General features: G+C 66.4%; 17 protein-coding genes. 10 read left to right on the top strand and 7 right to left on the bottom strand.

Annotated features, from left to right (window positions below):
- Positions 1 to 90: 90 nt before the first annotated feature.
- Together WS87_RS28705 and parA are read right to left on the bottom strand one after the other, a co-directional pair.
- Positions 91 to 1,152, bottom strand: coding sequence for a ParB/RepB/Spo0J family partition protein (locus tag WS87_RS28705; RefSeq protein WP_059698199.1), 1,062 nt, complete (start codon positions 1,150 to 1,152; stop codon positions 91 to 93).
- A gap of 23 nt (positions 1,153 to 1,175) precedes the next feature.
- Positions 1,176 to 1,838 carry a ParA family partition ATPase gene (parA, locus tag WS87_RS28700; protein WP_040138954.1) on the bottom strand — a complete coding sequence of 221 codons (663 nt, stop codon included), beginning with the start codon at positions 1,836 to 1,838 and terminating at the stop codon, positions 1,176 to 1,178.
- An 894-nt stretch (positions 1,839 to 2,732) separates the two neighbouring features.
- Here parA and arsC point away from each other — a divergent pair.
- Positions 2,733 to 3,089, top strand: a complete 357-nt coding sequence (gene arsC / locus WS87_RS28695; RefSeq protein ID WP_059818514.1) for an arsenate reductase (glutaredoxin) — start codon at positions 2,733 to 2,735, stop codon at positions 3,087 to 3,089.
- 155 nt (positions 3,090 to 3,244) lie between these two features.
- Here arsC and WS87_RS28690 read toward each other — a convergent pair whose 3' ends face one another.
- The 3 genes from WS87_RS28690 to WS87_RS28680 are packed head-to-tail and all read right to left on the bottom strand — an operon-like array spanning position 3,245 to position 4,446.
- A complete protein-coding gene (locus WS87_RS28690; protein WP_159085715.1) occupies positions 3,245 to 3,589 on the bottom strand; it encodes a hypothetical protein in 345 nt (114 codons plus the stop codon).
- 40 nt (positions 3,590 to 3,629) lie between these two features.
- Positions 3,630 to 3,869, bottom strand: a complete 240-nt coding sequence (locus tag WS87_RS28685; RefSeq protein ID WP_059818512.1) for a zf-HC2 domain-containing protein — start codon at positions 3,867 to 3,869, stop codon at positions 3,630 to 3,632.
- Positions 3,850 to 4,446 carry an RNA polymerase factor sigma-70 gene (locus WS87_RS28680; RefSeq protein WP_059818511.1) on the bottom strand — a complete coding sequence of 199 codons (597 nt, stop codon included), beginning with the start codon at positions 4,444 to 4,446 and terminating at the stop codon, positions 3,850 to 3,852. The genes WS87_RS28685 and WS87_RS28680 overlap by 20 nt, the downstream gene beginning before the upstream one ends.
- A 372-nt stretch (positions 4,447 to 4,818) precedes the next feature.
- Between WS87_RS28680 and WS87_RS28675 the strand changes: the two genes are divergently transcribed.
- On the top strand, positions 4,819 to 5,373 hold the full coding sequence (locus WS87_RS28675) for an NADPH-dependent FMN reductase (protein ID WP_059818510.1): 555 nt from the start codon (positions 4,819 to 4,821) through the stop codon (positions 5,371 to 5,373).
- 45 nt (positions 5,374 to 5,418) lie between these two features.
- Here the strand turns inward: WS87_RS28675 and WS87_RS28670 are convergent, their stop codons facing one another.
- Positions 5,419 to 7,662 carry a hybrid sensor histidine kinase/response regulator gene (locus WS87_RS28670; protein WP_059818509.1) on the bottom strand — a complete coding sequence of 748 codons (2,244 nt, stop codon included), beginning with the start codon at positions 7,660 to 7,662 and terminating at the stop codon, positions 5,419 to 5,421.
- A 466-nt stretch (positions 7,663 to 8,128) separates the two neighbouring features.
- Here WS87_RS28670 and WS87_RS28660 point away from each other — a divergent pair, with 466 nt between their 5' ends.
- From WS87_RS28660 to WS87_RS28650, 3 genes are read left to right on the top strand one after another with little or no spacing between them, the layout of a single operon-like run.
- Positions 8,129 to 8,497 (top strand): response regulator, encoded by a 369-nt coding sequence (locus WS87_RS28660; RefSeq protein WP_040138947.1) that lies wholly within the window; start codon positions 8,129 to 8,131, stop codon positions 8,495 to 8,497.
- Positions 8,490 to 9,116, top strand: coding sequence for a chemotaxis protein CheC (locus tag WS87_RS28655; RefSeq protein ID WP_059689214.1), 627 nt, complete (start codon positions 8,490 to 8,492; stop codon positions 9,114 to 9,116). Before WS87_RS28660 ends, WS87_RS28655 begins: the two co-directional genes overlap by 8 nt.
- The gene (locus WS87_RS28650) at positions 9,113 to 10,063 is read left to right on the top strand and encodes a GGDEF domain-containing protein (RefSeq protein WP_059818508.1); all 951 of its coding nucleotides are present in this window, start codon (positions 9,113 to 9,115) and stop codon (positions 10,061 to 10,063) included. The genes WS87_RS28655 and WS87_RS28650 overlap by 4 nt, the downstream gene beginning before the upstream one ends.
- A gap of 38 nt (positions 10,064 to 10,101) precedes the next feature.
- On the opposite strand, the gene WS87_RS28645 is transcribed toward WS87_RS28650, so the two are convergent.
- Entirely contained in the window at positions 10,102 to 10,986 is an 885-nt protein-coding gene (locus WS87_RS28645; RefSeq protein ID WP_059529019.1) for an alpha/beta fold hydrolase, read from the bottom strand.
- Between the two features lie 207 nt (positions 10,987 to 11,193).
- Between WS87_RS28645 and WS87_RS28640 the strand changes: the two genes are divergently transcribed.
- From WS87_RS28640 to WS87_RS28620, 5 genes are all read left to right on the top strand, one after another.
- The gene (locus tag WS87_RS28640) at positions 11,194 to 11,526 is read left to right on the top strand and encodes a hypothetical protein (RefSeq protein ID WP_059529016.1); all 333 of its coding nucleotides are present in this window, start codon (positions 11,194 to 11,196) and stop codon (positions 11,524 to 11,526) included.
- A gap of 257 nt (positions 11,527 to 11,783) precedes the next feature.
- Positions 11,784 to 12,632: a presqualene diphosphate synthase HpnD gene (hpnD, locus tag WS87_RS28635; protein ID WP_059529130.1), complete on the top strand. Its 849-nt coding sequence runs from the start codon at positions 11,784 to 11,786 to the stop codon at positions 12,630 to 12,632.
- A gap of 4 nt (positions 12,633 to 12,636) precedes the next feature.
- Positions 12,637 to 13,890, top strand: coding sequence for a hydroxysqualene dehydroxylase HpnE (gene hpnE, locus WS87_RS28630; protein ID WP_059818507.1), 1,254 nt, complete (start codon positions 12,637 to 12,639; stop codon positions 13,888 to 13,890).
- 11 nt (positions 13,891 to 13,901) lie between these two features.
- Complete coding sequence (shc, locus tag WS87_RS28625) at positions 13,902 to 15,875, top strand: squalene--hopene cyclase (RefSeq protein WP_059818506.1); 1,974 nt, start codon at positions 13,902 to 13,904, stop codon at positions 15,873 to 15,875.
- A gap of 54 nt (positions 15,876 to 15,929) precedes the next feature.
- Positions 15,930 to 16,586 carry a phosphorylase gene (locus WS87_RS28620; RefSeq protein ID WP_059689356.1) on the top strand — a complete coding sequence of 219 codons (657 nt, stop codon included), beginning with the start codon at positions 15,930 to 15,932 and terminating at the stop codon, positions 16,584 to 16,586.
- The last annotated feature ends 20 nt before the right edge of the window (positions 16,587 to 16,606 follow it).

The raw sequence follows: 16,606 nt of genomic DNA, 5'->3' as shown, positions 1-16,606 counted from the left end.
GGCCCGTTCAGGCCTCTCTGACGGGGCCGTCGCCGGCCGCCCGCCATCCGGCGGGCCCGGCGCTTTGCCAGGCCCTGCCGGCCGTTTCCATCAATCCGACAACAGCATCCGCTCGAGCTGCTCGAGGATCGCGTCGCGTTTGTCCTTCGGGAGGCCGCGCAGACGCAGTTCGATACGGTCTTCGCCATACGACTTCAGGTCGCCGACCGACTTGCCGCCGAGCTTGATCTCGAGACGCTGCGCATAGCGCTGGCGACCCGCCGGCTTCGGCGTTTCCTGCGCCGCGACGCGGCCCTTGACGATGTCCGACACCTGGCGCGTGCTGAGATCGTCGGACACGATCTTGTTGATCAGCCGCAGCGTCGCCTCGGTGCCGCGCGCATTGTGATAACGGCCGACCTGATACGCCATGTTCGACCCGAAGCGATCGGGGCGCGCGACCATCTCCTGCATCACGCTTTCCGGCAGCTTGCCGATCGACAGCGCAACCGCGACCGTCGACTCGTCGAGGCCGAGATGCTCGGACAGTTCTTTCTGACTCTGGAAATGTTTGTCGTCGAGGAAACGACGCCATACGACAGCGTTGTCGAACACCGTCTGCGAATCGCGTTGCACGTTCAGATCGTAGCCGAGCTTGTAGCTCTGGATTCCGATCGGCACGTCGATCACGATTGCCTTCACCGACTCCTTGTTCGCTTCCTTCAACGCACGCACACGACGGCCGCCGTCGCTGACGAAATAGGAACCCGGATTGTCGTAGTCCGGAATCACGTGAATCGCCTGCTGTTGCCCCTGCTTCGCGAGGTTGACCGCGAGTTCGGCAATCGACGACTTCAGATAGAAGTGCCGCGGGTTGAACGGGCTATGCTTGATCGCCTTCAGCGACAGCTCGATCACCTGGCCGGGCGCATAGCGGTTCTCGAGGCGCCACGCGCGATATTGCGGCGACTCGTCGGTCGACGGATCGAGCAGGACGTCCGGAGCCGGCGGCGGCGCGATGTCCTTCTTGGCGGACTTCGTCGGGGCGGGTGTGGCTGTCTCGGACTTGACGATGCCGTCGATGGCATTCAGCCGATCAAGCGCCGTGCGCTTCTCGCTCGTCGTGATATCCGGGCGCGCCTGGAATCCTTTTGCAAATTGGGAGGGTTTCATGCGACTCCTTTATGCGCATAAAGTCAGGGCAGCATGGCGACGATTTCGTCGGCACATGCGCGGATTTCCGCGGCGGCCAGCTTCGCGCCACGATCGTTCATCTGCAGCACGGTCTGACCGAGCGCCATCGCCTGCTTGTACGCTTCCCGGGTCGGGATTTGCGTCTTGAGCAACGGGAAGCCGAGTTCCTCGAGCGCGCGCTTCAGCTCGCGGGTCAGCATGCGCTTCTCTTCGGTCTTGTTCAGCAGGAAGACGGCGCGGAGATCTTCGTTCATCACCTGCGCCTGCTGGATCAGCTTGACCAGCCCGACGCTCGACCAATAATCGGCCGGCGACGACGAAGTCGGGATCACGGCGATTGATGCGGCCAGCAGCACGACGCCGGAGACCTTCTCGGTGATCGACGGCGGGCAATCGACGACGATGATGTCGTAGTCGTTGATGAACTTCTTGATTTCGCGATGGATCTGGCCGCCGGCTTCGGCGAGGTTGACGACCGGGAACGGGATCCCGGCGTCGCTGTCACCGGATGCGCTCGACCAGTGAACCAGTGTGTTTTGACCGTCTGCGTCGATGACGAGGACGCGCTTCCCTTTCTCATGGAATGCCGCGCCGAGGTGCATGGCAATCGTGCTTTTGCCGACGCCACCTTTTTGTTGAGTGACTGCAATGATTTCCGCGGCCAATTTTCACTCCTGTTTTTGGTCGTTGGAATTCTACAGGACGATATTTATATTTCAATGAAATTGTCGTTCGCCAACTACGCGTTAGCCATTCGGGCGATTGGTTTATGCGCATAAACGGGCTCGGGATGTCGGATGGCTGGCGCCGGTGGAGGAAGCGAGGTCGCTGTGGTGGATGATGAATGGTGATGGTCGTGACGACGGGCGGCTTTGGTTCCACGTTCGGCATACTGAGGCGCTGCCCTATCCATCGTTGAAGGGGCGCTGCCGCGGTGTCGGGGGAGTTTGTGCGCATAAACTTCGGCAGTGCCGGAGTGCATCGACGACCCTGAGTCCTCGCTCGAGCGTGCTCCCCGATGACAAACGCCGCGCGGCTCAGACCGATGCGACGCGACACATGCCATGTTCAGTGACGAAGCGCGCTGGCCGTCCCCACTGTGTTTATGCGCATAAACCATCGGGAGGCTCGGCCGTTATCGAAGGTCGCACGCCCCAGACTCCATCGTGTATTGCGATGATGATCGTTCGGTGCATCGAAGTGGCCGGGCCGACGGCGATACCCGCGGTCCTTTCCACCAGGGGACGCGCTAGCTTTATGCGCATAAACCCGGCGACGGATATATGAGGTGGCTCGGCGTCGGCGCCGCCAACACCACAGGACGATGAGTCTGATCCCCTGAGCTATCCGCCACCGAAGACGGCGTCGCAAATTGCCCATGCAACGCGCTTTATGCGCATAAACGCACCAAGCGGACTACGCACTCGTCGGCGCAATTCACTTTCCTCTGCACGCCACACCGAGACTCCAATCCCCTTCCACCCGTGTACCGACACCCCGCCGAAACACCCGCAATCAGACTGGCTACAATACGGGCCTTTCTCATCCAGGCCCGAACGATGATCACGATCTACCACAACCCCCGTTGCTCGAAGTCCCGCGAGACGCTCGCATTGGTCGAGACGCTGAACACCACCGGCACGCCGGTGAACGTCGTCGAATACCTGAAGACGCCGCTGACGGTCGAGGAACTGGAAGCGCTGCATCGCCAGCTCGGGCGTCCGGCGCGCGACATGCTTCGCGACGGCGAGGAGCCGTACAAGACGCTGGATCTGGCCCGTACGAACCTGATGGACGCGGAAGCCTACGAAGCGATTGCGGCGCATCCGATTTTGCTGCAGCGTCCGATCGTCGTGTATCGAGGCAAGGCCGCCATCGGCCGCCCGCCCGAGTCGGTGCGGGCGCTGTTCGAATAATTTTAGCTCGGCGTATTTTTCTTATCGGATCGATCCCGGCGCGAGCGCGCCGGGATCGACCGACAGGATTCGCAACCGCCAGCGATCCCCGACGCCACGCAGCGGACAGCCCGTACTCGGCGCGCTCGCCCCACAAGCCGCCTCCAGCGTTGCCCCTACGACATCGCCAACGACATCGCCAACGACATCGCCAACGACATCGCCAACGACATCGCCAACGACATCGCCAACGACATCGCCAACGACATCGCCAACGACATCGCCAACGACATCGCCAACGACATCGCCAACGACATCGCCAACGACATCGCCAACGACATCGCCAACGACATCGCCAACGACATCGCCAACGACATCGCCAACGACATCGCCAACGACATCGCCAACGACATCGCCAACGACATCGCCAACGACATCGCCAACGACATCGCCAACGACATCGCCAACGACATCGCCAACGACATCGCCAACGACATCGCCAACGACATCGCCAACGACATCGCCAACTGCGACGCGCAACCACAGACCGACATCGGCAACTTAGCCCTTCGGCGCGTCGCCCGACGACTCGTCCTGATCACCCCTCGCCTCATCCACCATCCCCCGCCCCGCCGCTGCATGTGCCGCCGTCCGCAGCATCGCGATCTGCCCGCGATATGCGCGGCATCCGCTGCAAGCCGGCAGATGCACGTGCACCTGCATGCGCTCATGGAGCGTCAACGATCGGTCGAGCGCATCCGACAGCAGTCGCGTCACGTCTCTACATTTCCCCGGCAGCATCTTCGGTCGTCAGTCCTTTTTCGCTCAGGCAGGTGCGCAGGCGCGTGCGCGCCCGATACAGCAGCACGCTGCAATGATTCGTCGTCAATGTCAGTTCGCTGCAGATATCGGCAATCTCGACGTCGAGAAATTCTCGCATCATGAATACGCGTCCGATATGTTCCGGCAGGTGGTCGAGGCAGGCCTGGAACAGCGTCCAGAATTGCCGTTGCTGCAGCAGCGTTTCGGGGCGTGCCCACGGTCGCGGCTTCGTGTGCGCGGCCCAGTGCCCGTTTTCCTTGAACAACTCGCGATCGAGCACGGATTCGCCGTCGAGCTCCGCGTCGAGTGCGGACAGACTCACCGTCCGCTGCCGTGCACGCAGAATGTCGATCAGCTTGTTGCGCAGGATGCCGAACACCCAGGTCTTGTGGGCCGACCGTCCCGCGAACTCCCCCGCATGCGTCCACGCAGCGGTCAGCGCTTCCTGCACGGCATCCTCGGCCGCATCGGCATCGCGCAGTTGGAGTCGCGCGAAGCGCAACAGGTCGCGGCGCAGTTGCGCGAGATAGGTGGGGTCGTCGTACGCGGACGGCATGGCGGGTCGGGAGCCTTACGGAGCGGGGGCGATCATGGCGCGCCGTCGGGCGGGCGCATCGCGGTGCGAGCAGCTTACTGGTCGAGACGCCGCGCTGCAACGGATGTTCCGTCACGAATTCACGAAGCCGGCCGGCGTGCTGCGCTATGCTTGCCGGAGCCCCGCATCGCGCGTCGTGAAATCGCGACGCGGGCAGTCTGTAACATCAGATCATAGCGGCCAAGTTATCCACAATTTCTGTGGAAAACCTTGTGGAAAGTCGGCCGGTCGGCCCCGTGGGACGGCTCGCGGGCTGGCTTGCCTATAAACAGACCTTTGTCGCCTGTTCGGAATCAATCGATCCGATTCCTCACCCACCGGAAGGAGAAAGCCATGCCCTATCGTGTTGCAGTCGTCGTCGGCAGCCTGCGCCGCGGTTCCTGGAATCGCGCGCTCGCGCATGCCGCGATCTCGCTCGCCCCCGCCGATTTCTCGTTCGAATTCGTCGAGATCGGCGAACTGCCGCTGTACAGCCAGGACTACGACGCGGATTTTCCGGAAGTCGCGAAGCGCTTCAAGCAGTCGATCGAAGCCGCCGACGCACTGCTGTTCGTCACGCCCGAATACAACCGCTCGATCCCGGGCGTGCTGAAGAACGCGCTCGACTGGGGCTCGCGCCCGTGGGGTCACAACTCGTGGTCCGGCAAGCCGGGCGCCGTGCTCGGCACGTCGCCGGGCGCGGTCGGCACCGCGCTCGCGCAGCAGCACCTGCGCAACGTGCTCGCGTATCTCGACGTGAAGATGCTCGGGCAGCCGGAAATGTTCATCAAGCATGACCCGGCGCGCATCGACGACGAGGGGCAAATCGTCAGCGAGGACACCCGCAAGTTCCTGCAGGGCTTCGTCGACCGCTACGTCGACTGGGTGCGCGTGCTGAAGGCGGCCTGAGCGCCGTCCCCTTCCCGCCGCCGGCACCGGCCCGCATGCCGCGGGTCAGGCGCCGGCATGCCGCGCATCGCGCGCTTCGCGGATGCCGAGCAGGATCTCGTCGAGCAGCGCGATGTCGAACGGCTTCGACAGCACGCGCACGTTGACGGTACGCGTGCGGTCGAGTTCCTCCGCGTATCCCGTGACCAGGATCACGGGCAGCTTCCCCGGCCGCTTGTCGATCGCTTCGGCGAGATCGATGCCGTTCAGGCGGCCCGGCATGTGGATATCCGAGATCACCAGATCGAAGGCGTCGTTCGCGGCCGCGCCCTCGACCAGGCGCAACGCGTCGTCGGCGGTGGGGGCGTAGGTGACGCGGTGCCCGAGCAGCGTCAGCAGCGCTTCGGTGCCGGCCGCGACTTCGCTGTTGTCTTCGACCAGCAGCACGTGCAGGCCCGCGAGCGCGCCGGTGTCGTGCGCGACGGGCTGCGAGCGCGCGACGATGTCCTCGACGCGTGCGCGCGGCAGGTAGAGGCGCACCGACGTCCCGGCGCCGACCGCGCTGTCGATCGTCGCGAGGCCGCCCGAGCGCTCGCAGAACGCGAACACCTGCGGTAGCCCGAGCCCCGTTCCCATCCCCTGCGCCTTCGTCGTGAACAGCGGCTCGAACGCACGAGCGAGCACGTCGGGCGCCATGCCCGAGCCCGTATCGTCGAGCGAAATCTGAACGAAGTCGCCGATCAGCGGAAAGCCGTCCTCGCGGCGCAGCGTCACGTTGCGCGCACCGACCGTGAAGCGGCCGCCCGCCGTCATCGCATCGCGCGCGTTGACGGCGAGATTGATCACCGCGAGCTCGAGCTCCGCGACATCGACCCGGATCGGCCAAATGCCGGGCTCGATCGCGACGACCAGCGACGACTTCGAACCGAGCGACGTCTTCAGCAGTTCGCGACACGTGCCGAGCCACTGGCCGACGTCGATCGTCTCGTTGTGCAGCGGCTGCTTGCGCGCGACGCCGAGCAACTGGCGCGTGAGCGACTGGCCGTTCTTCAGCGCGCGTTCGATCGCGCCGAGTTCCTTGTCGAGATGCTGGACGCCGCGTCGCCGCGCGATCTGCACGTTGCTCGAGATGATCATCAGCAGGTTGTTGAAGTCGTGCGCGACGCTGCCGACCAGGTTGCCGAGCGCCTGCATCTTGCGCGACTGCCGATATGCCGATTCGATCGAGCGCCGCATCGACGCTTCGGCCTGCCAGCGGTCCCACGCTTCCTCTTCCGCCTTCAGCCGCTTCAGCGACAGCCAGATCACCGACCACAGCGCGATCGACGGCGCGAACATCGAGATGAACAGCACGCTCAGGTGTTCGTACCATTCATGCCAGATCGCGGAGGTGCGGTACGCGCAGGTCACGTACACGGGGTAGCTGCCGACCTGGCGGTACGCGACGATCTCGCTGCTGGCGCCGTCGTGGCGCACGCGCACGACGCCCGCGCGCGGATCGTTGCGCGCGTTGCCGAACGTGGCCGTGAGATCGGTGTGCGCGAGCGACGGCGGCGGCGGATACGACGCGATCACCGCGCCGTCGGAGCGCGCGAGCGCCATCGTCATCGGCGTGGTCGCGCCGCCGAGCAGGTCGCGGTAGAACGCATTGAAATACGAAGACTTCAGCGCGATCGACACCATTCCGGCGAACGAACCGTCGCTGTGGCGTCGCGCGACGCCCGTGTTGAACACGGGGATGTTCTCGAGCTTGAGCGGCCCCATCATCAGCTTCGAGATGTGTTCGATCACCTTGCCGTCGCGGATGCCGGCGAAGTCGTCGCGATACGCGATCGACGCATAGGGCGCCGGATAGTAGAGGCTGTTCGCGAGCAGCATCCCGCTCGCACCGAAGATCGACACCGCCGCCACCTGCGGATAGCCGCCGCCGATCGTGTTCAGCGCTTCGTGGATGTCGGATTCGTGGCGGCGCACGGTGGCGTCGTCCATGTCCTGCACGAGGTCGACGATGCGCGCGTCGAGCGTCTCGCTCAGGTCGAACACCTTGAGCGCATGCTCCTCGGCGACGCGCACGGTGCGCATCGTCACGTCGCTCGCCGCGGCCTCGCGTGCCTTCAGGTCGTTGTACGCCATGACCGACACGTAGATGCACGGCAGCACGATCGCCGCGACCAGCAGCACGATCAGCGTCACGCGCCGGACCGCGAAATCGTGCTCGGGTGCGCCGGACGCATAGCTGCCGTCGTCCTGCCAGTCGTCGGCGGGCGGAGAGACGGGTGTGCGGGAGTCGGCGGGACGTTCGGACGTCATCGAGGAAGGCGGGCCAAGCTGAGATGTTCAATCATAAACGAGTTGCGCTTGCTCGCCGTACCCGCGCGCGGATGTGCAACCTGATGATTCCGACAGGGCGAAATGAAAGTTTGAAAACGCTATGAATCCGGCAGCGCAAACGTACACAAAGAAAAATTTTGCGTGCTTATCTTGAAAATGGTCGCGCCTGTTTTCGGAATGCCTGCCGATCGAACCGATTTTGTTCGAAATGGTGAAAATGGCGAGTTGCACTGCCTTCGGTTTACTCAGAGAATCGCGCCTTGCTTTCCCTATGACAGATATATGCGCCCGCCGGCGTTCGCGGCGCGGTGTGTCGCGTGCCTCGCGCCGCGACGCCCGCGCGCGGTCGCACGGTGCTGCCCGCGCTTGATTGCACGGCGCCTCAAGAAGCGCGCCGCGCGGTCGTTAACGCGAGAGAGACCATTCCGTATACCGCTTCGCCGCCATGCCTTTGCCGATCGTGATCGCCGACGACTCCTTGCTCGCTCGCAAACTTCTGACAAAGGCACTGCCGGGAGACTGGGACGTCGACGTCGCGTATGCGGCGAATGGTCGCGAGGCTCTGGCGCTCTATCGTGACGGCAAAGCTTCCGTGATGTTTCTGGACCTGACGATGCCCGACATGAACGGCTATCAGGTGCTCGAGACACTGCGCCACGAAGATCTGAACACGTTCGTGATCGTGGTATCCGCCGATATTCAGCCGCAGGCGCAAGCACGCGTGCGCGAGCTGGGCGCGATCGCATTCGTTGCCAAGCCCGTGACGTCGGAGGCGTTGCTGCCCATTCTCAAGGAGTATGGGTTGTATGCCTGAATCGGTGTTCACGGCGGAGCAACGCGACGCGTTGCAGGAGATCGCCAACCTTGCGATGGGCCGCGCCGCCTCACGGCTCGCGTTGCTGCTCGGGCATTTCATCGAGCTGTCGGTACCGCGCGTGCGCGTCGTGAAGGCCGCCGACGCGGGCGACGCGCTGCGCGAGATGACGGGCATCCACGACAACGTGACGGCCGTGCGCCAGGGATTCCGTTCCGACATCAAGGGCGAGGCGATCGTGCTGTGCCGCAGCGCGGGCGTCGCGCGGCTCATGTCGCTGATGGACCGCACGTTCGGCGACGGCGTGTACGCCGGCATGGCCACGCAGGACGAACTCGTGTTCGATGTCGCGAACGTGCTGATGAGCGCGTGCGTCGCGTCGATTCTCGACGAGCTCGGCCGCAAGCCCGTGTTCTTCCCGCCGGGGCTGCTCGGCGCGAACGTGTCGTTCGACGACGTGTTCCAGCCGAACGCGCTCGCATGGAGCGTCGCGCTGCTGCTCGAAGTGAACTTCGGCCTCGAGGATCACGCATTCCGCGCACATTTCGTGATGCTGATGGCCGAGGATTCGATCCGGCTGATGGGCGACGCGCTCGACGCATTGCTGTCCGCGCTATGACCGCTACCCCGACCACCACCGCCGGGTCGCTGAGCGACCTCGTGATCGAACGCGTCGGCTTCGGCCTGTTCGTGCTCGACCGCACGATGAACGTGCTGATGTGGAATCGCTTCATGCAGGACCACAGCGGTATCCCGGCTGCCGACGTGATCGGCCGCAACCTGTTCGACCGCTTTCCGGAACTGCCGCGCGCATGGCTCGAACGCAAGCTCGAGAGCGTGTTCCAGCTCGGCAGTTTCGCATTCAGTTCGTGGGAGCAGCGGCCTTACCTGTTCCGCTTCGAGCACGACCGGCCGATTACCGGCGGCGTCGACTACATGCAGCAGGACTGCACGTTCATGCCGCTCACGCGCGGCCGCGAAGTCGAGGCCGTCTGCGTGACGATCTCGGACGTCACGCACGTGAGCGTGATGCAGCGCGAGCGCGAGGAGGCGGTCGCGAAGCTGCGCGAGCATGCGAATCGCGACGGCCTGACCGGCATCGCGAACCGGCGCTTCTTCGAGGCGCGGCTCGGCGACGAATTCGCGCGCTGGCAGCGCTACGGCGGCGACTTGTCGGTGCTGCTGTTCGACCTCGACCACTTCAAGACGATCAACGACCGGTTCGGGCACGCGGCCGGCGATGCGGTATTGCGCGAGACGGCGCGCCGCGTCGCGTCCATCGTGCGCGCGCAGGATACGTTCGGCCGCTTCGGTGGCGAGGAATTCGCGCTGCTGCTGCCGTGCACGAATCTCGACGAGGCGATGCGGGTGGCCGACAAGGTACGCGACGCGATCGGCAGCACGCCGGTCGACGCGGAAGGCGTCAGCGTGCCGGTGACGGCGAGCGTCGGCGGCGCGTGCGCGACGGCGGGCGCGTCGGGGTTCGACGCGCTCGTCAACGAGGCCGACACCGCGCTCTATCGCGCGAAGCGGCTCGGGCGCGATCGGTCGATCGCCTACGCGTAACCGCCGCGTCGCCGCTTCACGCGCGCGATGCGCGCCGTTCAGCTTTTCGCGATATCCGCGAGCACGCCGGCCAGCACGGCCGGCTGCGACACGAACGGCGAATGGCTGCTGTCGAGCTGGTGCACGTGCGTCGGGTTGCCGGGCACGAACGCGTCGGCTTCGTCGATGAAGCGCTGCTGCAGCGCGGGCAGGATCACGCGATCCGCCAGGCACTTGATGTAGTGACGATCGATCGCGCCCCAGCGCGCGGTGGTCGTCGGGATCGCGGTCGCGAACGGCGCAGCCGGCACGTCGCAGGTCATCAGGTTCGCCACCGCCTCGAAGTCGGCCTGCGGCACGTCGTCGTACAGCGCGCGCTTCGCGAGCTCGCGATACGCGGCATCGCCGCTGCGCGGATCGATCCGCAGCGCGCCCGCGACGCGCGGGCTCGCGAGCATCAGCGGGCCCAGCATTTCACCCTTGTTTTCGGGTGCACGCACATAGTCGAGGCCCGGCACGCCCGACGCGGGCATGAACGCCGCGAGATAGACGATCTTCGCGATCTTCTCCGGCGCGCGCTCCGCCGCGGCCGTGATCGCGAGGCCGCCCATGCTGTGGCCGACGAGCACGACCTTGCCGCGGCCGAGCGCGTATGCGTCGTCGACCGCCTGCATTACCTGCGTCGCGTAATCGTCGAGCGTGGTATTCGCGACCGGCGACGGCTCGGCGCCGAATGCGTCCTCGTCGAGCGGCCGTTCGAGATACGACGCGGGAAAGCGGGCATTGATGCCGTGCGCGGGCAGGTCGCGCGCGATCGACAGGTAGCCGCGCGCGGCCAGCGCGGCCGCGACGTGCGCGTAGCACCACGCTCCATGCCACGCGCCGTGCACCAGCACGAAAACGGGGTGGTCGGATTGCGCGGCGGCGGTTACGTTCGTCTCCATGGTGTCCGTGTCTTTTTTCGAGAAAGATGTTCATCTTAGACGAAGCCGCGCGCGTCCAAGCATGAACACGCGGCCCGACCGTGCACGCGCCCGGATCGGCCGTCGCGATCAGGCCCTTTTGTCTCGTTCAGGCCACATTTCGTCCTGATCTGATTTGAATTTGCGCCGAAGCGCGCTAATTTGACGCTTTGTTACCGATTGCGCTCCATGAACGTCGACTACCTCTTCTACCGGCGGCCGGAAAAGCCTGGCCCCTATTCGCTCGACGATCTGGGCGAGATCGCGCCGCCGATCGGTCCGAGCGACGTGGTGCGCGCGGGGATCGCGCGCGTGTTCGAGCAGATCGACTGGCACGAGTCGCCCGACGTGCCGGGCGCGTGGTTCGGCACCGGCGGCCCGTCGTTCCAGTTCACGGCGGAGCCCGACGGGCGCGTGACGAGCTTCATGGGCTCGCGCCTCGAGCGCCGCTCGATGCTGCAGCTGACGCGCGAAATGGGGCTCATCGCGCTCGATCTGCAGCGCGACATCGTCTACGGCTGACGGGCGGCGCGACGCCGTTCCCCGTCGCGGCCGGCCACGCCGGCACCGGGCCCCGAGGCGGCCCGCCGGGCGCGGCGTGTGTCCGCCATCGAACTTCAAAGATTGCTATACTTTCGCCCAATTCCGGCTTCCGGCCGGTAATTTGTGCCTGTCTGCGTCGATCGTTCGCATATCTCGCACGCATTTGACGCCCTGACCAACCCAGCCGGGCATGGCCTCTTCAATCGCCCCGCGTGGGTGTCTCCGTGGAGCTCGTCTTGGCCGTTTCCAATCTCGTCGTGGACGAACAAGAAACCGACGCCGCTGCCGTCACATCGGGCAGTTCTTTCTATCTGGCGATGCGCATCCTGCCGGCAGTGCAGCGCGACGCGATGTTCCAGGTCTACGCGTTCTGCCGCGCGGTCGACGACATCGCCGACAGCGACCTGCCGCGCGCCGAGCGCAACGCGGGCCTCGATCGCTGGCGCGCGGACATCGATGCCTGCTTCGCCGGCCAGCCGCCGCGCCATCTGGTCGCGCTCGAGCGCGAGATCCGCGCATTCGACCTGAAGCGCGAGGACTTCCACGCGATGATCGACGGGATGGCGATGGACGCCGCCGAGGACATCTGCGCGCCGGACGAACCGACGCTCGACCTGTTCTGCGATCGCGTGGCGAGTGCGGCCGGCCGTCTGTCGGTGAGGATTTTCGGGATCCCGGAGGCGGAAGGCATCGAGCTGTCGCACCACCTCGGCCGCGCGCTGCAGCTGACGAACATCCTGCGCGACATCGACGACGACGCAGCGATCAACCGCTGCTATCTGCCGCGCGAGCTGCTCGCGCGCGAAGGCATCGCGATCACCGATCCGGCGACGATCGTGCGCGACCCGGCGCTGCCGCGCGTGTGCGCGACGCTCGTCGAGCGCGCGCTCGAACACTTCCGCGCGGCGGACGCCGTGATGGATCGCTGCACGCGCGCGCAGGTCAAGGCGCCGCGCATCATGTCGGGCGCGTACCGCTGCATTCTGGAAGCCGCGATCGCGCGTGGCTTCGCCGCCCCGCGCGTGCCGCTGCGCAAGCCGAAGGCGCGCATGCTGATGATCGCCGCGCGCTACGCGCTGTTCTGAGCCGATGCCCAGAACCGTCCACGTGATCGGTGCAGGACTCGCGGGCCTGTCGGCCGCCGTCGAGCTGCAACGCCGCGGGCGGCGCATCGTGCTGCACGACGCGCATGCGCATGCGGGCGGCCGCTGCCGCTCGTGGTTCGACGGGACGCTGAACACGACGCTCGACAGCGGGCTGCACCAGGTCTTCGCGGGGCAGTCCGCGACGCAGCGCTATCTGCGTGCAATCGGCGCGGCCGATCAGCTGACGGGCCCCGCGCTGCCTGAATATCCGGTGGTCGACGTCGCGTCGCAGCAGCGCTGGACGCTGCGCTTCGGCAACGGGCGCTGGCCGTCGTGGCTGTTCGACGCGGCATCGCGTGCGCCGGGCACCACGCCGCTCGACTACCTCGCGCTGGCGTCGCTCGCGTTCGCGCGCACCGGCCGTTCACTCGCACAGACGATGCGATGCGACGGCGTGCTGTGGGATCGTTGGCTGCGGCCATATTGGCTCGGGGTGCTGCACGTCGAACCGCGCCACGCGAGCGCCGAGCTCGCGCGTGCGGCACTGTTCGGCATGTTTGCCGCGGGCGGCCCCGGTTGGCGCCCGCTCGTCGCGCGCCACGGGCTTGGCAGCGCATTCGTCGAACCGGCGCTGCGGATGCTGCAGCACGGCGGCGCGCAGATCCAGCTGAACTCGCGACTCGATGCGTTCGAATTCGGCGCGCACGGCAACGCGGTCGATGCGGTCGCGATCGGCGGCGAGCGCGTCGATCTCGCGCCGGGCGACGCGGTCGTGCTGGCGGTGCCGCCCGAGGTCGCGCAGCCGCTCGTCCCGGATCTCACCGCGCCCGACACGTTCAGCGCGGTCGTGACCGCGTATTTCGCGGTCGATACACCGGCCGGCAGCCCGTTGCAGACGGCCGTCGTCAACGGCATCGTCGACGCGGTGCGCACCGGCGATGGTCCGCTCGCGGCGACGATCCGCGACGCGGGCCGCTGGCTCGACATGCCGCGCGATGCGCTCGCGCGGCGCATCTGGGAAGACGTCGCGCGCGTGACCGGCGCGAACCCGGAAACCCTCCCCACGTGGCAGCTCGTCGTCGAGCCGCGCGCGGGGTTCGCGGCGGTGCCGTCGCAGGAAATGAAACGTCCGGCCGTGCGTACGCGCTGGACCAATCTCGTGCTGGCGGGCGACTGGATTGCCACCGGCTTGCCCGCCACGATCGAGGGCGCGATCCGTTCCGGCCAGTTGGCCGCGGACGTGCTCCAGACACAATAAGAGAGGGACCGATGAACGATCTCACCGATATGGCTACCCTGTCCGCCGGCACCGTGCCGGCCGGGCTCGACGCGGCCGTCGCCAGCGCGACCGACGCGCTGCTGGCCGCGCAGAACGCGGACGGACACTGGGTCTACGAACTCGAAGCCGATTCGACGATTCCCGCCGAATACGTGCTGCTCGTCCACTATCTCGGCGAGACGCCGAACCTCGAGCTCGAACAGAAGATCGGCCGCTATCTGCGTCGCATCCAGCAGGCCGACGGCGGCTGGCCGCTGTTCACCGACGGCGCGCCGAACATCAGCGCGAGCGTGAAGGCGTATTTCGCGCTGAAGGTGATCGGCGACGACGAGAACGCCGAGCACATGCAGCGTGCGCGTCGCGCGATTCACGCGATGGGCGGCGCCGAGATGTCGAACGTGTTCACGCGGATCCAGCTCGCGCTGTACGGTGCGATTCCGTGGCGCGCGGTGCCGATGATGCCGGTCGAGATCATGCTGCTGCCGCAGTGGTTCCCGTTCCACCTGTCGAAGGTGTCGTATTGGGCGCGCACCGTGATCGTGCCGCTGCTGGTGCTGAACGCGAAGCGTCCGATCGCGAAGAACCCGCGCGGCGTGCGTATCGACGAGCTGTTCGTCGACCCGCCCGTCAATGCCGGTCTCCTGCCGCGCCAGGGCCACCAGAGCCCCGGCTGGTTCGCATTCTTCCGCGTGGTCGACCACGCGCTGCGCGCGGTCGACGGCCTGTTCCCGAGCTACACGCGCGAACGCGCGATCCGCCAGGCCGTGTCGTTCGTCGACGAGCGCCTGAACGGCGAGGACGGCCTTGGCGCGATCTATCCGGCGATGGCCAACGCGGTGATGATGTACGACGTGCTCGGCTATGCGGAAGATCATCCGAACCGCGCGATCGCGCGCAAGTCGGTCGAGAAGCTGCTCGTCGTGCACGAGGACGAAGCGTATTGCCAGCCGTGCCTGTCGCCGGTGTGGGACACGTCGCTTGTCGCGCATGCGCTGCTCGAAACCGGTGACGCGCGTGCCGAGGAAGCGGTGCTGCGCGGCCTCGACTGGCTGCGCCCGCTGCAGATCCTCGACGTGCGCGGCGACTGGATCTCGCGCCGCCCGAACGTGCGGCCGGGCGGCTGGGCGTTCCAGTACGCAAACGCGCACTATCCGGACGTCGACGATACTGCCGTGGTCGTGATGGCGATGGACCGTGCGCAGAAGCTCAAGCAGACGGATACGTATCGCGAATCGATGGCGCGCGCGCGCGAATGGGTCGTCGGCATGCAGAGCAGCGACGGCGGCTGGGGCGCGTTCGAACCGGAAAACACGCAGTACTACCTGAACAACATTCCGTTCTCGGATCACGGCGCGCTGCTCGATCCGCCGACCTCGGACGTATCGGGCCGCTGCCTGTCGATGCTGTCGCAGCTTGGCGAGAGTGCGCTGAACAGCGAGCCGGCCCGTCGCGCGCTCGACTACATGCTGAAGGAGCAGGAACCGGACGGCAGCTGGTATGGCCGCTGGGGGATGAACTACGTGTACGGCACGTGGACGGCACTGTGCTCGCTGAACGCAGCCGGCCTGACGCCGGACGATCCGCGCGTGAAGCGCGGCGCGCAGTGGCTGCTGTCGATTCAGAACAAGGACGGCGGCTGGGGCGAGGACGGCGACAGCTACAAGCTGAATTACCGCGGCTTCGAGCAGGCGCCGAGCACCGCGTCGCAGACGGCGTGGGCGCTGCTCGGCCTGATGGCGGCCGGCGAGGTGAACAACCCGGCCGTTGCACGCGGCGTCGATTACCTGATCGCGCAGCAGAACGAAGAAGGCCTGTGGGACGAGACGCGTTTCACGGCAACCGGCTTCCCGCGCGTGTTCTACCTGCGTTATCACGGCTATCGCAAGTTTTTCCCGCTGTGGGCGCTCGCGCGCTATCGCAACCTGAAGCGCGCCAATGCGACGCGCGTGACGGTCGGGATGTAACGCGTGGCACCGGCGCAGCACAACGGCACGTTGCCCGTCATCGCCGTCACGGGGATGGCGTTCGAGGCACGCATCGCGCGCGGCCAAGGCGTCGAGGCCGTGTTCGCCGCGCGGGCCGACCGGCTCGAGCGCGCGCTGGCCGAGGCGACCGCGCGCGGTTGCGCGGGCATCGTGAGTTTCGGCACGGCGGGCGGGCTCGCTCCCGATCTCGCGCCCGGCGCACTCGTAATCGCGGACGCGATCGACGGGCCGTTCGGCCGCGTGCAGACCGATCCGGGCTGGAGCGCGCGGCTCGTCGCCGCGCTGCACGACACGCCGGTGTGGGCGCGCGTCACGCGCGGCACGATGGCGGCGGTCGGCGCGCCGGTGGTCAGCGAGCAGGAAAAGACGTCGCTGCATCGCACGAAGGGCGCGCTCGCCGTCGACATGGAGTCGCATATCGCCGCGGCCTTCGCGGCGTCGCGCGGCGTGCCGTTCGCGGTGTGCCGCGCGATCGTCGACCCTGCGTGGCGCACGCTGCCGCGCGCGGCGACGGCCGGCCTGCGCGACGACGGCAGCACGGCCATCTTGCCGATCCTGCGCGAACTGCTGAAGCAGCCGTCGCAGCTCGGCCCGCTGCTGCAGGTCGCGGGCGACGCGCGCGCGGCACGCACGACGCTGATCCAGGCGCGGCACGCATTCGAGCGTGCCGGCGCGATGCGGATCGTCTGAGCGGCGCTCGCCGCTTTCCG

The organism is Burkholderia sp. MSMB0856, from assembly GCF_001524645.2.
Lineage (GTDB): Bacteria > Pseudomonadota > Gammaproteobacteria > Burkholderiales > Burkholderiaceae > Burkholderia > Burkholderia diffusa.
The sequence above is the reverse complement of the archived record's forward strand: the minus strand, read 5'-3'. Positions and strand labels throughout refer to the sequence as shown.

Bases quoted from the DNA above. Each gene is read 5' to 3' on its own strand.
- WS87_RS28690 (WP_159085715.1), bottom strand. From the start codon at position 3,589: ATGTCGTTGGCGATGTCGTTGGCGATGTCGTTGGCGATGTCGTTGGCG.
- WS87_RS28660 (WP_040138947.1), top strand. From the start codon at position 8,129: ATGCCTTTGCCGATCGTGATCGCCGACGACTCCTTGCTCGCTCGCAAA.
- WS87_RS28670 (WP_059818509.1), bottom strand. From the start codon at position 7,662: ATGACGTCCGAACGTCCCGCCGACTCCCGCACACCCGTCTCTCCGCCC.
- WS87_RS28650 (WP_059818508.1), top strand. From the start codon at position 9,113: ATGACCGCTACCCCGACCACCACCGCCGGGTCGCTGAGCGACCTCGTG.
- shc (WP_059818506.1), top strand. From the start codon at position 13,902: ATGAACGATCTCACCGATATGGCTACCCTGTCCGCCGGCACCGTGCCG.
- WS87_RS28640 (WP_059529016.1), top strand. From the start codon at position 11,194: ATGAACGTCGACTACCTCTTCTACCGGCGGCCGGAAAAGCCTGGCCCC.
- WS87_RS28655 (WP_059689214.1), top strand. From the start codon at position 8,490: ATGCCTGAATCGGTGTTCACGGCGGAGCAACGCGACGCGTTGCAGGAG.
- WS87_RS28685 (WP_059818512.1), bottom strand. From the start codon at position 3,869: ATGCTGCCGGGGAAATGTAGAGACGTGACGCGACTGCTGTCGGATGCG.
- hpnE (WP_059818507.1), top strand. From the start codon at position 12,637: ATGCCCAGAACCGTCCACGTGATCGGTGCAGGACTCGCGGGCCTGTCG.
- WS87_RS28645 (WP_059529019.1), bottom strand. From the start codon at position 10,986: ATGGAGACGAACGTAACCGCCGCCGCGCAATCCGACCACCCCGTTTTC.
- WS87_RS28620 (WP_059689356.1), top strand. From the start codon at position 15,930: ATGGCGTTCGAGGCACGCATCGCGCGCGGCCAAGGCGTCGAGGCCGTG.
- WS87_RS28680 (WP_059818511.1), bottom strand. From the start codon at position 4,446: ATGCCGTCCGCGTACGACGACCCCACCTATCTCGCGCAACTGCGCCGC.
- WS87_RS28705 (WP_059698199.1), bottom strand. From the start codon at position 1,152: ATGAAACCCTCCCAATTTGCAAAAGGATTCCAGGCGCGCCCGGATATC.
- arsC (WP_059818514.1), top strand. From the start codon at position 2,733: ATGATCACGATCTACCACAACCCCCGTTGCTCGAAGTCCCGCGAGACG.
- WS87_RS28675 (WP_059818510.1), top strand. From the start codon at position 4,819: ATGCCCTATCGTGTTGCAGTCGTCGTCGGCAGCCTGCGCCGCGGTTCC.